This window comes from Caballeronia sp. LZ008 (genome assembly GCF_031451435.1).
GTDB lineage: Bacteria > Pseudomonadota > Gammaproteobacteria > Burkholderiales > Burkholderiaceae > Caballeronia > Caballeronia zhejiangensis.
The window spans coordinates 869,559-883,187 of record NZ_JARUXK010000002.1 but is presented as its reverse complement, the minus strand read 5'-3'; the positions used below and the strand labels follow the sequence as shown (position 1 = coordinate 883,187).

The 13,629-nt window shown below is 60.7% G+C and carries 12 protein-coding genes; 5 read left to right on the top strand and 7 right to left on the bottom strand.

Going from position 1 to position 13,629, the window contains the following annotated elements; translation table 11 throughout:
* Window positions 1-70: 70 nt before the first annotated feature.
* Window positions 71-925: a class II aldolase/adducin family protein gene (locus tag QCE49_RS18405; protein ID WP_250457762.1), complete on the bottom strand. Its 855-nt coding sequence runs from the start codon at window positions 923-925 to the stop codon at window positions 71-73.
* A 774-nt stretch (window positions 926-1,699) separates the two neighbouring features.
* Between QCE49_RS18405 and QCE49_RS18400 the strand changes: the two genes are divergently transcribed.
* On the top strand, window positions 1,700-2,431 hold the full coding sequence (locus QCE49_RS18400) for a Crp/Fnr family transcriptional regulator (protein WP_008346211.1): 732 nt from the start codon (window positions 1,700-1,702) through the stop codon (window positions 2,429-2,431).
* Window positions 2,432-3,158: 727 nt separating this feature from the next.
* Here the strand turns inward: QCE49_RS18400 and QCE49_RS18395 are convergent.
* The 6 genes from QCE49_RS18395 to QCE49_RS18370 all read right to left on the bottom strand — a co-directional run bounded on the left by QCE49_RS18395 (window position 3,159) and on the right by QCE49_RS18370 (window position 9,732).
* Complete coding sequence (locus tag QCE49_RS18395; RefSeq protein WP_008346213.1) at window positions 3,159-3,977, bottom strand: ABC transporter permease; 819 nt, start codon at window positions 3,975-3,977, stop codon at window positions 3,159-3,161.
* A gap of 14 nt (window positions 3,978-3,991) precedes the next feature.
* Complete coding sequence (locus QCE49_RS18390; protein ID WP_250460495.1) at window positions 3,992-5,245, bottom strand: ABC transporter permease; 1,254 nt, start codon at window positions 5,243-5,245, stop codon at window positions 3,992-3,994.
* A 26-nt stretch (window positions 5,246-5,271) separates the two neighbouring features.
* Window positions 5,272-6,318: an ABC transporter substrate-binding protein gene (locus QCE49_RS18385; protein ID WP_250441637.1), complete on the bottom strand. Its 1,047-nt coding sequence runs from the start codon at window positions 6,316-6,318 to the stop codon at window positions 5,272-5,274.
* Window position 6,319: 1 nt separating this feature from the next.
* Complete coding sequence (locus tag QCE49_RS18380) at window positions 6,320-7,501, bottom strand: ABC transporter ATP-binding protein (RefSeq protein ID WP_250460496.1); 1,182 nt, start codon at window positions 7,499-7,501, stop codon at window positions 6,320-6,322.
* Between the two features lie 19 nt (window positions 7,502-7,520).
* Window positions 7,521-8,651 carry an aromatic ring-hydroxylating dioxygenase subunit alpha gene (locus QCE49_RS18375; protein WP_250460500.1) on the bottom strand — a complete coding sequence of 377 codons (1,131 nt, stop codon included), beginning with the start codon at window positions 8,649-8,651 and terminating at the stop codon, window positions 7,521-7,523.
* Window positions 8,652-8,805: 154 nt separating this feature from the next.
* Window positions 8,806-9,732, bottom strand: coding sequence for a LysR family transcriptional regulator (locus QCE49_RS18370; RefSeq protein WP_008346221.1), 927 nt, complete (start codon window positions 9,730-9,732; stop codon window positions 8,806-8,808).
* 175 nt (window positions 9,733-9,907) lie between these two features.
* Between QCE49_RS18370 and QCE49_RS18365 the strand changes: the two genes are divergently transcribed.
* Genes QCE49_RS18365 through argE form a run of 4 tightly spaced genes read left to right on the top strand, consistent with a single transcriptional unit; the run spans window position 9,908 to window position 13,553 of the window.
* A complete protein-coding gene (locus QCE49_RS18365) occupies window positions 9,908-11,248 on the top strand; it encodes an NAD(P)/FAD-dependent oxidoreductase (RefSeq protein ID WP_008346223.1) in 1,341 nt (446 codons plus the stop codon).
* 31 nt (window positions 11,249-11,279) lie between these two features.
* Window positions 11,280-11,723, top strand: coding sequence for a RidA family protein (locus QCE49_RS18360; protein ID WP_008346225.1), 444 nt, complete (start codon window positions 11,280-11,282; stop codon window positions 11,721-11,723).
* Window positions 11,720-12,397, top strand: coding sequence for a DUF1028 domain-containing protein (locus tag QCE49_RS18355; protein WP_008346226.1), 678 nt, complete (start codon window positions 11,720-11,722; stop codon window positions 12,395-12,397). Before QCE49_RS18360 ends, QCE49_RS18355 begins: the two co-directional genes overlap by 4 nt.
* The gene (gene argE, locus QCE49_RS18350; protein ID WP_250460502.1) at window positions 12,390-13,553 is read left to right on the top strand and encodes an acetylornithine deacetylase; all 1,164 of its coding nucleotides are present in this window, start codon (window positions 12,390-12,392) and stop codon (window positions 13,551-13,553) included. The genes QCE49_RS18355 and argE overlap by 8 nt, the downstream gene beginning before the upstream one ends.
* Window positions 13,554-13,629 lie beyond the last annotated feature (76 nt).

Genomic DNA, 13,629 nt, shown 5'->3' with positions numbered 1-13,629 from the left:
CTTGTCTCGACGTAGTCATGGGGAATCGCCTCGCCTTTCTCCGAAGGCGAGGGGCTGCAACATAATGGAATCAGTCGAACATGTCGGGCTGCGTGGCGACGAGATCGTTCCAGATCGTCTGGAAGTGCAGCCAGCCGATGTAGTCGCTGCCCACATGCTCCCGGCTATAGCGCGCGCGGTCTTCGGGCACGAGCTTGGGCGTGATGCCGGTCGCTTCGATCATCAGTTGTTGCTGGCAGCAACGCTCGAGCGCGATGAACCAGAACGCCGCCGAATCGATGCTGTGGCGGCTCGCCGTGAGTAGGCCATGATTCTGATGGATCGCGGCCTTCACGCCCTTGAACGCATTCGCGACCTTGTTGCCGCCCTTCACTTCGACGGCGACCTTGCCGGCTTCATCGCCGATCACGACGTGGTCTTCGAAGAACGCGCACGCGTCCTGCGACATCGGAATGAGCGGCTTGCCGAGCGCCGCGAAGGCGGTGCCGTAGACGGTATGCGCGTGGCACATCGCGACGATGTCCTGATGCTGCTCATGCACGGCCGCGTGCAGCACGAAGCCCGCGCGATTGACCGCGTAATCGCCTTCGACCACGTTGCCCTGATGATCCGCGCAGATCAGGTTAGACACCTTCACTTGCGCGAAGTGGACGGCCATCGGATTGGTCCAGTAAAGCGACGGATGCTCCGGATCGCGCACGGTGAGATGGCCCGCGAAGCCGTAATCGAAGCCCTGCAGCGCGAAGGCGCGGCACGCGGCGACGAGGCGCTCCTTCAGGTACAGACGATGTTCCGCGTGGCTCGCAAACGTGGGCAGCTCGGGGAAGATCAAGCCTTGCTGCTCCGGCTGATAGATCGATACGCGGCCCTTGAGATCGATGGCCTGATCGGCGGTCTTTGCGGGGGTCTCCATGACGTCGCTCATCTTTTCGCTCCATGCGGATAGAAGTGGGTATGTCACGCATGGTGCCGGTAGCGATGCTTGCGCACAAACGAAGGTTGTTCAACGTGGCATGAGTCACATTCATGCGCCAAAGGTTTGAAGCGGCTGCCGAATTCGAAATTCGCCGAGGTTTAGACGATGCAACATTTTTCGCCGCGCCGCGAAACCGCGACGGTTCACGTCCGCATCCTGTGCCAAGCCTTTGAGAATCCCGCGGACGCCTGTCGCATAAGGCTTTCGCGCGACTCCGCATCGGGGCCTTAAAAACGACGCGCATCGCCGTTAACCACCTTTGCAACATTTTTAGCGTGCGGGCTGTTTCTGCTACGACAAGGCTTTCGAGCCTCCGATTGGCTTCGTTTCGCTAGATGAGCGCATCGGCGGAGCCTGCTCTGACAAGACATTCGCCAGACGAAAACGTTTGGCGTTCTGCCGCCATCGCCCGAGATCCGTCTGAAGGTCGCTTTTCACGGGTGAATCAATTTTCTTCGTACTTGAGCGCACGTTCTCCGCGCTTTGCGTGGGGAATCGCGCAAAGTCCTGTTGGTATAAGGATTGGCGTTCGCTGGCACACCTCTCGCTAATGTATGACCACGCACGAACATCGCTGCGGTATCAAACAAGAAGAAGCAGCGGGTTCGTACTACGGGGCTGGACGCAACAGGTTCGATGTATGCCATCAGATGCATGCGCGAATCCTGTTGCGAGCCAGAAGAAATCAAAAGCGCGAAGCGCAAACGCACGAGACTAAGAAAAATGTTGACACTTCAATCCGATCTGCACGGCAATCATCTGTTGGGCGCGCTTCCGGCGCAGGAATGGCAGGCTATCGCACCGCATCTCGAGCTGGTCCAGTTGCGCACGGAGCAGTTGTTGTGCGATTCCGGGCAGCGCATTCACCACGTGTATTTCCCGACCACGGCGATCATTTCGCTGCTGCATACGATGGAAGACGGCGGTTCCGTTGAAGTCGCGGCGGTGGGACGTGAGGGAATGTCGGGGGTTCCGGTGCTGACGGGCGGCGACACGATGCCGACGCGCGTGCAGGTGCAATGTGCGGGCTTTGCGTATCGCATGAGCGCGGGTGCGTTGCGTGAGCACTTCGGCCGTTCCGACTTTCTGCGCCGCGTGATGTTGCTGTACATGCAAGCCCTGCTGACGCAAGTGGCGCAGACGGCCGCGTGTAATCGTCATCACTCGCTGTCGAAGCAACTGTGCCGTTGGTTGCTGATTCAGACGGATCGCACGCCGTCGGATCAACTGCGTGTGACGCAGCAGATGATCGCCGATATGCTCGGCGTGCGCCGTGAAGGTGTGACGGAGGCGGCTGGCAAGCTGCACGATGCGGGGCTGATTCATCATAGCCGTGGGTGTATCAAGATTCTCGATCGTGCGGGACTCGAGGAGCGGGCTTGTGAGTGCTATGGCATCGTTAAACGCGAGTTTGATCGGATGTTGCCGCGGCGTGCGGCCGAGGCGTTGGCTTAAGCTGTTTTTGGTTCTGTCGCTGGATCCCGCTTTCTTAGTGATCTATTGGCACTGCCCCTGTGCGGGGCGGCAGTCACCTTCTTTGCCGTCGACCAGAGTTAGCGCTTTAGTGCTTACTCTGGTCCTGTGCAAAGAAAGCAACCAAAGAAAGCAGCTTTTCAGGCCCGCGGTCACACGCACGTTGGGTAATTCTCTCGTCGCGGATGGCACTCGCCTAAAGAGTGCCCTCATCACAATAACGGGGCTTGGATCGCGCACGGTCTGACGAGCTAGTTTTCCAAGGACACTGGTTCAGCACGAAAGAGCTTCGGCACAGCGCTACGCGCTGCCGCCGGGTATGCAAGGGAAACCAAGGGGGCGGCGATTGCAGTGAGATGGAGACGTTAGTAGAGAAGCACGCGCGGACCCGATTGACCGGTCGGCCGCGAAGCGGGCCGGAGCTATTTGGTGCTGAACCCATTTGTTATGTGGTGCGATGTGGCAGACCGTGCGCGAGCCAAGCCCGGTTGGGCCTATGAGGGCACTCTTTAGGCGAGTGCCGCCTAGGACGAGAGAACTACCCAAATTGCGTGTGACCGCGGGCATCAGTAGCTGCTTTCTTTGCTTACTTTCTTTGCAGCAGCAAAGAAAGTGAGTGCCGCCCCGCACAGGGGCAGTGCTAATAGACCGACGCGAAAGCGGGATCCGGCGAAAGCGAAAGCACGGCGAACAGAGGGCGATTCAAACTTCAAACAAGAGCCCGACTAGCCCGCCCCCGCAACCAATTGATGCTGGCAAAGAGCAGAACAGCAAACACGATCAGCATCGTAGCAACAGCAAGAATGGAAGGATCGATGGAATCGCGAATACCGCTCCACATCTGCCGCGGCACGGTTCGCTGATCCGGCCCGCCGATAAAGAGAATGACGATAACTTCATCGAACGAAGTAGCAAACGCGAACACGCTGCCGGTAGCCACAGCCGGCGTAATGAGCGGCAAGGTCACGCGCCGGAAGGCGATCCACGGCGTCGCCCCGAGCCCCGACGCCGCACGCAAGAGACTTTGATCGAAGGACAACAACGACGCCGTCACGGTAATCACGACAAAGGGCGTGCCAAGCGCCGCATGCGCGAAGATCACACCGGGATAAGAGTTGACGAGCCCGAGCGGCGCAAAGATCAGATAGAAGCCGGCCGCGACAACGACAATCGGCACGATCATCGGCGAAATGATGATCGGCATGATGACCGAGCGCAGCGGAAACTGCGAACGCGAAAGGCCGAGCGCTGCAAGCGTGCCGAGACACGTCGCGATCAACGTCGACGCCGCACCAATGCCGATGCTGTTCAAAAGCGAGCGCTGCCAGTCGGGACTCGTGAGCGCCTGCTCATACCAGCGCAACGAAAACCCCTGCAACGGATAAGAAAAGTAGGATCCCGAATTGAACGACAAAGGGATGATCGCAAGAATCGGCGCGACGAGAAAGAACAGCACGAGCGCGGTATGCACGCGCACCCATCGGGAAGCGATGCGTTCGGTCAGCACCCTGTTGCGTGATTCCGTCATGGAAGAATGGCCCCTTAACCGAAGCGCAACCGGTCGATGCCGACGATGCGGTTGAACAGGAAATAGAAGATCGCGGTGAAGATCACGAGGTACGCCGAGAGCGCGCCCGCAAGCCCCCAATTGAGCTGCGTATTCGTCTGCAGCGCGATGAGCTGACTGATCATTTCATCGCCTGCGCCGCCGAGCAGCGCTGGCGTGATGTAGTAGCCGAGCGCGAGCACGAAAACGAGAAAGCATCCCGCGCCGACACCCGGCAACGTCTGCGGTATGTACACGCGCACGAACGCGGTGAACGGATGCGCGCCGAGCGATTGCGCCGCGCGCAGATAGACCGGCGACACGCCTTTCATCACCGAGAAGATCGCCAGAATCATGTACGGCAGCAACACATGCGTCATGCCGATCAACACGCCCGTGCGATTGAAGATGAGCGGCAGCGGATGCGTCGCGAGACCGAGTCCCATCAAGAGGCCATTGATGACACCGCCCGGCTGCAGCAACACATACCACGCAGTCGTGCGTACGAGCAGCGACGTCCAGAACGGCACGATCACGAAAAGCATCAGGCGGTTGCTGCTTTGCGTCGGCAGATTCGCGAGCAGCCATGCGACCGGATAACCGAGCACGAGGCACAGCAGCGTGACGGACGCGCTGATCGATATCGTGCGCAGAAACGCCTGTCGATACACCGACGAGTTATCCGCCACGAACGCGACGTTGCCTTGCGGCGTCACTTGCGCATCGACGGCGGCAAGCAGATAGTCCGGCGTCGGCGACGTGGCCGCGCGTTTCAACAGACGCCAGATCTCCGGCGAATTCCAACGTTCATCCATGTCGATCAAAACCGGCTTCCACGCGGGCGGCGTCTCCTCGCGCACGCTGCGCGCGGTCCGCATCAGCAAGCTGCGAAACTCGGGCTGCGCGAAGTTGAGCCTGCGCGCGACGGTGCCGAGTTGCCCTTTCTGTTGCGCATCCTTCAGGCCCGAGGCGAGCAGCGCGAACAGATGTTCATCGGGCACGCCGCGGCCGTCCCAGGCATCGAGAGCACGAGTGAGCGCCGGCATGCTGTCCGGCACCTCCTTGTTCTCGACACTGCGCGCAAGCAGCATCGCGATTGGCGCGATGAACGTCGACAGCAAAAACACGATCAGCGGCAAGGCAAGCAACAACGCCTGCACCGATGCGCGGCGGCGCGCTCTTTGATACGAGGCGCGGCCATCGGCTCTCGTCGGAGAACCGGCGGCGTGCGCGTGAATCGATGCAGGCATGTCGTTACTCTCATCCATGAACAGCGTTATTGCGTGAGCCAGACCTGGAAGCGCTTGTTGATCTGATCTGCGTTGTCGGCCCAAAAGTTCGCGTTGATCTGCACCGCGCGCTTGAAGTTATCCGGCGCGGTCGGCATGTCGGCGAGTCGCTGCTTGTCGACGAGCGCGACCGCATCCTTACGCGGCGGCGCATACGCGATGTACTTCGAGAGATCCGCCGAAGCCTTCGGCTGCGCTTGCGACACGATGAACTTCGCCGCGGTATCGGCGTGCTTCGCGCCCGTCGGAATAGCCCACCACTCGAAGTCGTAGACTTGCGCGTCCCACACGGCCTTGAACGGCTTGTTGTCTTTCTTCGCGGCGTCGTCGATGCGGCCGTTGTAGGCCTGCACCATCACGACCGCGCCATCGGCGAGCAGTTGCGGCGCCTGCGCGCCCGATTCCCACCACACGATGTTCTTCTTGATCGTGTCGAGCTTCTTGAACGCGCGATCGACGCCGGCGGGCGTGCCGAGCACCTTGTAGACATCTTTCGGGTCGACGCCATCGGCGATCAGCGCCCATTCCATCGACACCTTCGGCGACTTGCGCAGGCCGCGCTTGCCGGGGTATTTCTGCAAATCGAAGAAGTCGTTGACAGTGGTCGGCGCGGTCTTCAGCTTGCTAGCGTCATAGGCATAGACCGTGGACCACACCATGCTCGCAACCGCGCAATCGCTGATCGAGCCGGGGATGAAGTCGCTCGTCTTGCCGAGCATCTTCTTGTCGAACTTCTGCAGCAGGCCTTCATCGCATGCGGTGATCGCGTCGTTGGTTTCCAGATCGATGAGATCCCACGTCGTGTTCTTCGCCTGCTCCATCGCGGAGAGCTTGGCGAGGCCGCCGTCATACGATTCGGTCGAGAAGTTCACGCCCGTTGCCTGCGTGAACGGTTCGAACCAGGCTTTCTTGGCGGCGGCTTCGAACGCGCCGCCGAACGTCACGACGGAGAGTGTCTCCGCCGCCTGTGTCGAGATAGTTGCAAATGCAAATACTGCGAGTGCGGCGCATTGTGCTTTGATGTGATTGCGCATGTCAGTTGGCTCCTGCGGGTGCGGTCGGGATGAGAGAAGGTGAGGGCGGTGTGCTCGGGGCAATCGCGGGCGCGTTTTTTGGCGCCATCATCGCGAGAATCTTGCAGTCGTCGTGACGCCACGCGATATCGATCGTGCTGCCTGCGCAGGGCAATGCGTGACGCTGGGTATTGGGCACTTTGACGACGATGGAATCGCGCGAGCCGAGCTTCAGATGCACGCGATGATGATCGCCGCAGTACACGAGTTCCTCGACGCGTGCGCGCACGACGTTGCTGTGCTCGTCCGCGTGCGCGTCTTCCGTGCCGGGAATGTGCGCGCGTTCGGGGCGCAGCGCGAGCATCGCTTCATCGCCGGCGCGCAGGCCGTGCTCGCAACGTCCGCGAATGACGCTGCCGTCCGATAACGCCAGCGTCGCCCATTCGCCGTTCGCACTGGCGACGCGCCCCGTGAGCCCGTTGTTCTCGCCGACGAAGTTCGCAACGAACGCGTTCTGCGCGTTCTCGTAAAGCTCGCTCGGCGTCGCGGCCTGCTGGATGCGGCCATCGGAAAAGACGGCGACCCGGTCCGACATCGTCAGCGCTTCGGCCTGATCGTGCGTCACGTAGACGATCGTCAGCGAAAGCTCGCGGTGCAGCCGCATGATTTCGTATTGCATCGTTTCGCGCAGGCGCTTGTCGAGTGCGCCGAGCGGCTCGTCCATCAGCACGACGCTCGGTTCGAACACGAGCGCGCGTGCGAGCGCGACGCGCTGCTGCTGCCCGCCGGAAAGCTGTGAGGGTCGCCGGTTCGCGAGATGGGGCAACTCGATCATCTCCAGCGCGCGCTTCACGCGCGTCTTCTGCTCGGCGCGGCTCACGCGTCGCACGGAAAGCGGAAAGGCGACGTTCTCCGCGATCGTCAGATGCGGAAAGAGCGCGTAGTTCTGAAAGACCATGCCGATGTCGCGCTGATGCGGCGGCTTGTCGTCGAGACGCCTGCCATCGAGACGAATCTCGCCTTGCGTCGGCGTTTCGAAGCCCGCGAGCATCATCAGCGTCGTCGTTTTACCGGAGCCGGACGGACCGAGCAGCGAAAGAAATTCTCCCTTGCGCACGTCGAGGTTCAAATCCTCCACGACGTAATGGGCGCCGTCATACGATTTGCTCACGCCGGAGAAGGAGATGAAGGAAGGGGCTGACATCGTGTTCGTGTCCTGTCTTTCAGTGCTGTGCGAGCTTCGTCGCGATATAGCGCGCAAAGTCGAAATTGGGCCGTTCAAGGTGGCTCAGATTTCCGGGCTTCGCGAGCGGCGCATGCACGCCGCGAAACACCGCTTCCACGCCGCGCCTGTCTTCCGCGTTCACTTCGTCGAGCAGCTTCTTCAATGTCGACATATGCGCGTTCGCTTCCGCGTCGGCGATGAATTCAGGCGCGAGACCGCCGCCGAAGCGGATATGCACTTGCCCGACGCCGCGCGGCTGCAACACGAGATACCAGAAATAGCCGGGCGTAAGCGTGACGAGATGCGTCGGATAGATCGCGAGCAGTGCGGTCGTCTTGCGCCAATGACCCGATAAACGCGGGTTATCCGGATGAGCATTGCCAATGGGCAAGCTCGCTTCCTTCGTGATCCAGTGATAGTTGAACGCGGGATAACCCGGTGGACATTCCATCTCTTCGAGCTTCGAATGCGGCCCTACGGTCGCGCGATGCAGCATTGGCAAGTGATAACTTTCCATGAAGTTTTCGGCGAGGATCTTCCAGTTGGTATCCCACACATGCTCTTCATAGAAAGTTTCGATGTAGTCCGTCATGCCATACGCGCCGATCAATTCGCTCAGTTCGGCTAGCTGCGTTGCGACGGGCGGCGCGCTTTCATCGAGCGTCACATAGATCCAGCCTTGCCATTCCTCGCAGCGCACGGCGGGCAGCCTATAACTTTCCTTGCAGAAGCCTTCTTGCCGGTCCATGAGCGGCGCGCCCTTCAATTCGCCGTCGAGTCCATAACTCCACGCGTGATACGGGCACACGATGCGCCGCTTGTTGCCGCGCCCTTCCAGCAGCACCGACATGCGATGCAGGCACACATTCGACATCGCCTTGAGCTGCATCTGCTCGTCGCGCAATACGACGATCGGCTGCGCGCCGATCTGCGCCGTCAGGTAATCGCCCGGTTCCTTCAACGCGCTCGCGCGGCCGACGCATTGCCATTCATGCGCGAAGATCTCGCGCTCTTCGAGTGACAGGAAGTCGGGCGATGTATAGGCGCCAGGCGGCATGGCGTGCGCATCGCTGAATGGTCGTTCGCAATTCGACCGTAACTGGTCGATGAGCGTGTCCACTGCGATCATGAAGCCCTCCTTGTCTCGACTCGTGAGAGCGCGCTGGCGCGGGCTTTGACCGCATTGCGCTCGACATGGACATCAATCTATCAAGCCAAATTGCCAGCCAAAATATTGTTTTCGGATACAAAGCAAAGCTTTTATCTATGCAGCGCCGATAACTTCACGTATCGATATGCAGTCGCCTAATATAGTTCTCGCAGAACGACGAGAAGCGATGCACCACTTGCCGCGGACGCATCGTGCGAGATTGCGCGATGCCTAACGTAGTCGCGTTGACGTTGTCCTTGAAGCGCTTAATCACGAAGTCCTCGCCATCCACCGTGCGATTCGACTTCAGCGGAAAGTTGAGGATGCTATAGCCGAGGCCGTTCGCCACCATGCCACGCACGACTTCCGGTTGCGATGACCGGAACGCGGGCACGGGACGGCTGCCGACCGCATCGAAGAGCGCGGCGAAATACTCGCGGCTATGCGGCAGATCGAGCATCACGTAAGGCTCCGATTGCAAATCGGCGAGCGATACCTTGCGCGCTCGCGCAAGCCGATGCGTCTTCGGCAAGATCGCATAAGGCGGCAACGAAAGCAGCGGCGTGAACGCGATGTCTTCGGTCAAGTCCAGACTATAGGTGAGGGCGATATCGAGCGAACCGTCATGCAGGCCGCGCAACAAGCCGTCCTGATGCGCTTCGACCGTGCGAAACGAAATGCCCGCGTGCCCCGCCGTGAAGCGGCTGATGAGTCCCGGCATCAACGGCGGTGCGAGCGACACGAGACAGCCGAGCGCGATGGAGCCGGTCATGCCGCCATCCATTTCTTTCGCGGCCATTTGCAGTTCTTCCGCGATCTTCAGCAGATTGCGCGCTTGCCCGAGCAGATCGCGGCCGGCCTGCGTGAGCGACAGACCGCTCGCATGATGGCGAATGAATAGCTGCACGCCGAACGATGCTTCGAGATCGGCGAGGGCGGTCGATATCGACGGCTGCGAAATATGCAGTTTTTTCGCGGCGGCGGTGAAGGACAAGGCTTCGGCAGCGACCACGAAGTAGCGCAATTGCCGCAGCGAATAGCGCAAGGGATGGCTTTCCATCGATGACATTCCGGAAATGGAGCTTCGATGAGCCGCATTGTGAAGTGCTCAAAATTCATTGCATAGCCAAATCCGATGCCGTGCATTTTTTAAATATATTTTTCGGATTCGATCGGGACGCGTAGATTTTCACGAAGACATCACGGATACAACGGCCTTTCAGAAGGACATAGCCATGACAGTGGAAACAACGTCTATCGACACGCTCGTGGTCGGCGCGGGCCAGGCTGGCGTCGCGATGAGCGAACACCTGAGCAAGCTCGGCGTGCCGCATCTCGTGCTCGAACGCGATCGCATCGCCGAACGCTGGCGCACGGGCAGGTGGGATTCGCTCGTCGCCAATGGTCCCGCATGGCACGATCGTTTCCCTAATCTCGAGTTCGCGGATTTCGACCCCAATGGTTTCGCATCGAAAGATCAGGTCGCGGAATACTTCGTCGAGTACGCGAAGAAATTCGATGCGCCCATTCGCACCGGCGTCGAAGTGAAGAAGGTCGTGCGCAATGCGGGGCGGCCGGGCTTTACCGTCGATACATCCGACGGAACCATCGAAGCGAATCGCGTGGTCGTCGCGACGGGTCCGTTTCAGCGCCCCGTGATTCCGCCGATCGCGCCGTCGTCCGCAAAGCTCACGCAGATCCATTCCGCCGACTATCGCAATCCGCAGCAACTGCCCGAAGGCGGCGTGCTCGTCGTGGGCGCGGGATCGTCGGGCGTGCAGATCGCCGATGAATTGCAGCGCGCGGGCCGGCGCGTGTATCTGTCGGTCGGCGCGCACGATCGTCCGCCGCGCGGATATCGCGGACGCGATTTCTGCTGGTGGCTCGGCGTGCTCGGCGAATGGGACGCGGAAGTGATGAAGCCGGGCCGCGAGCATGTGACCATTGCCGTGAGCGGCGCGCGCGGCGGCCATACGGTGGACTTCAGGCGCCTCGCGCATCAGGGCATCACGCTCGTCGGTCTGACGAAATCGTTCGACGATACGCGCGTGAGCTTCGAAGCCGATCTCGCGGATAACATCCGTCGCGGCGACGAGAACTATTTGTCATTGCTCGATGCCGCCGATGCCTATGCGCAACGCAACGGCCTCGATCTGCCCGAGGAGCCCGAAGCGCGCCATATTCCCGCCGACCCGGAATGCATGACGCATCCGCTTCTCGAACTCGATCTCGCGCAAGCGGGTGTTACGTCGATCATCTGGGCGACCGGTTATGCCGTCGATTTCAACTGGCTGCAAGTCGATGCATTCGATGACAAAGGCAAGCCGAAACATCAACGTGGCGTCGCCAAAGAACCGGGCATCTATTTTCTCGGCTTGCCGTGGCTTTCGCGGCGCGGCTCCGCGTTCATCTGGGGCGTGTGGCACGACGCGAAACATATCGCCGATCACATCGTCACGCAGCGCAAATACCTCGCTTATTACGACGCGCCGCAACGTGCTGTCGAGACGAAGCGCGAAGAAGGCGTGACCGATGCATCGCGCGTCCACAAGGTCAGCGAGATGGGCGTCAACTGATCAGAAACTATCCGGAATCAAGGTGCATTCGATGAGCCAACCTACGCATACCCGTATCCGCATGTTCAACACGAAGGATACGTATCCGAATCAGACCCTCGATAACGATCTCTGCCAGGCCGTTCGCGCGGGCAATACCGTTTATGTGCGCGGTCAGATCGGCACGGACTTCGACGGCAATCTCGTCGGTCTCGGCGATCCGCGCGCGCAGGCCGAGCAGGCGATGAAGAACGTGAAGCAGTTGCTCGAAGAAGCGGGCAGCGATCTCTCGCATATCGTCAAGACGACGACTTATCTCACCGATGTGCGCTTTCGCGAGCCGGTGTATCGCGAAGTCGGCAAATGGCTGAAGGGCGTGTTTCCGATTTCGACGGGCCTTACCGTCGTCGCGCTCGGACAACCTGAATGGCTGATGGAGATCGATGTGATCGCCGTCATCCCCGATGGATGGACGCCGCCTCAGGAGCGCGCATGACATTCTCGATCGTCGGACGATGTGAAGAGACCGGGCAGCTCGGCATCGCGATCAGTTCGTCGAGCATCGCGGTGGGCGCGCGCTGTCCGTGGGTGCGCGCGGGCGTGGGCGTCGTCGCGACGCAGAACGTCACGCTGCCCGCGCTCGGTCCGCAAATTCTCGATTACATCGAAAGCGCCAAGCTCGATGCGAACGCCGCACTCGAACGCGCGTTGAGCGCGAACGAATGGAGCGAGTATCGGCAGGTGACGGTCGTCGATGCGCAAGGCCACACCGCGTTCTTCAGCGGCAAGCAAGCGCTCGGCACGTATCACGCGGTCGCGGGCAGGCAATGCGTCGCGGCGGGCAACATGCTCGCGGGCGTGCATGTCATCGAAGCGATGATTCCCGCATTCGAGAACGCATCGGGCCAGCTTGCGGATCGTCTGCTTGCCGCGATGCATGCGGCGATCGCGGCGGGCGGCGAAGCGGGGCCGGTGCATTCGGCTGCGCTGAAGATCGCGGGCGAGCAAAGCTGGCCGCTCGTCGATCTGCGCGTCGACTGGGCCGATGACGATCCCATCGGCAAGCTCGATGACCTGTGGCATGCGTACGAGCCGCAGATGCAGGACTACGTGACGCGCGCATTGAACCCGACCGCTGCGCCGAGCTACGGAGTGCCGGGCGATGAGTGACACGACGAGCCGCGATCTGCTCGACAAGCTGATTAGTTTCGCGACCGTCAGCCGCGATTCGAATCTCGCGCTGATCGAGTTCGTTCGCGATTACCTCGCGCAGTTCGACATCGAAAGCGAGCTGTTCTACAACGCGGAGCGCACGAAGGCGAATCTGTTCGCGACGATCGGACCGCGCGATCGCGGCGGCATCGTGCTCTCGGGGCATACGGATGTCGTGCCGGTCGATGGCCAGCCGTGGACCGGCGATCCATTCCGTCTCACGGAAAAAGATGGACGGCTCTATGGCCGCGGCACAGCCGACATGAAGGGCTTTCTCGCGTCGGTGCTGGCCGCCGTGCCGATGTTGATCGAGCGCGAACTGAGATTGCCCGTGCATCTGGCGTTTTCATACGACGAGGAAGTCGGATGCCTCGGCGTGCGGCCGATGCTCGCGCAACTGGAGAAGCGCGCGCACAAGCCCGTTCTGTGTCTGATCGGCGAGCCGACATCGTTGAAGCCGGTGCTCGGTCACAAGGGCAAGCTCGCGATGCGTTGTCAGGTGAAAGGCGCGCCTTGTCATTCCGCCTATGCGCCGTATGGCGTGAACGCGATTCAATATGCAGCGCGCCTCATCAATCGGCTTGAAGAAATCGGCGAACGGCTGGCGCAGCCCGAGCATCACGACGAGCGCTTCGATCCGCCGTATTCGACCGTGCAGACGGGCGTCATCAAGGGCGGTCGTGCGCTCAACATCGTGCCGGCCGAATGCGAATTCGACTTCGAAGTGCGCGCGCTTCCCGGCTTCGAAGCGAGCACGGTCGCCAAGGATTTGCAGGCGTACGCACAAGCCGAACTGCTGCCGAAGATGCGCGCCATTGAACCCGAGACGGACGTTCGCCTCGAAGCGCTATCCGCGTATCCCGGACTCGCGACATCGCCCGAAAGCGAAGCGGCGCGTCTCGTCGCGCTCTTGAGCGGATCGTCGGAATTCGGCACGGTGGCGTTCGGCACGGAAGGCGGACTCTTCGATCAGGCAGGCATTCCGACTGTCGTATGCGGTCCCGGCAGCATGGATCAGGGACACAAGCCCGATGAGTACGTAACCCTCGAACAACTCCACGATTGCGACGCGATGCTGATACGCCTCGCCGATCATCTTTCGACCACAGCCTGATTTCTCACACGCCGCAGGCGATACGGGCGCGATGCGCGTCAGGGCATCGCTTTGCCGCGCACAAACTGGAGACGAC

Bases quoted from the DNA above. Each gene is read 5' to 3' on its own strand.
- argE (WP_250460502.1), top strand. From the start codon at position 12,390: ATGAGTGACACGACGAGCCGCGATCTGCTCGACAAGCTGATTAGTTTC.
- QCE49_RS18390 (WP_250460495.1), bottom strand. From the start codon at position 5,245: ATGCCTGCATCGATTCACGCGCACGCCGCCGGTTCTCCGACGAGAGCC.
- QCE49_RS18380 (WP_250460496.1), bottom strand. From the start codon at position 7,501: ATGTCAGCCCCTTCCTTCATCTCCTTCTCCGGCGTGAGCAAATCGTAT.
- QCE49_RS18375 (WP_250460500.1), bottom strand. From the start codon at position 8,651: ATGATCGCAGTGGACACGCTCATCGACCAGTTACGGTCGAATTGCGAA.
- QCE49_RS18370 (WP_008346221.1), bottom strand. From the start codon at position 9,732: ATGGAAAGCCATCCCTTGCGCTATTCGCTGCGGCAATTGCGCTACTTC.
- QCE49_RS18405 (WP_250457762.1), bottom strand. From the start codon at position 925: ATGAGCGACGTCATGGAGACCCCCGCAAAGACCGCCGATCAGGCCATC.
- QCE49_RS18385 (WP_250441637.1), bottom strand. From the start codon at position 6,318: ATGCGCAATCACATCAAAGCACAATGCGCCGCACTCGCAGTATTTGCA.
- QCE49_RS18365 (WP_008346223.1), top strand. From the start codon at position 9,908: ATGACAGTGGAAACAACGTCTATCGACACGCTCGTGGTCGGCGCGGGC.
- QCE49_RS18355 (WP_008346226.1), top strand. From the start codon at position 11,720: ATGACATTCTCGATCGTCGGACGATGTGAAGAGACCGGGCAGCTCGGC.
- QCE49_RS18400 (WP_008346211.1), top strand. From the start codon at position 1,700: ATGTTGACACTTCAATCCGATCTGCACGGCAATCATCTGTTGGGCGCG.
- QCE49_RS18360 (WP_008346225.1), top strand. From the start codon at position 11,280: ATGAGCCAACCTACGCATACCCGTATCCGCATGTTCAACACGAAGGAT.
- QCE49_RS18395 (WP_008346213.1), bottom strand. From the start codon at position 3,977: ATGACGGAATCACGCAACAGGGTGCTGACCGAACGCATCGCTTCCCGA.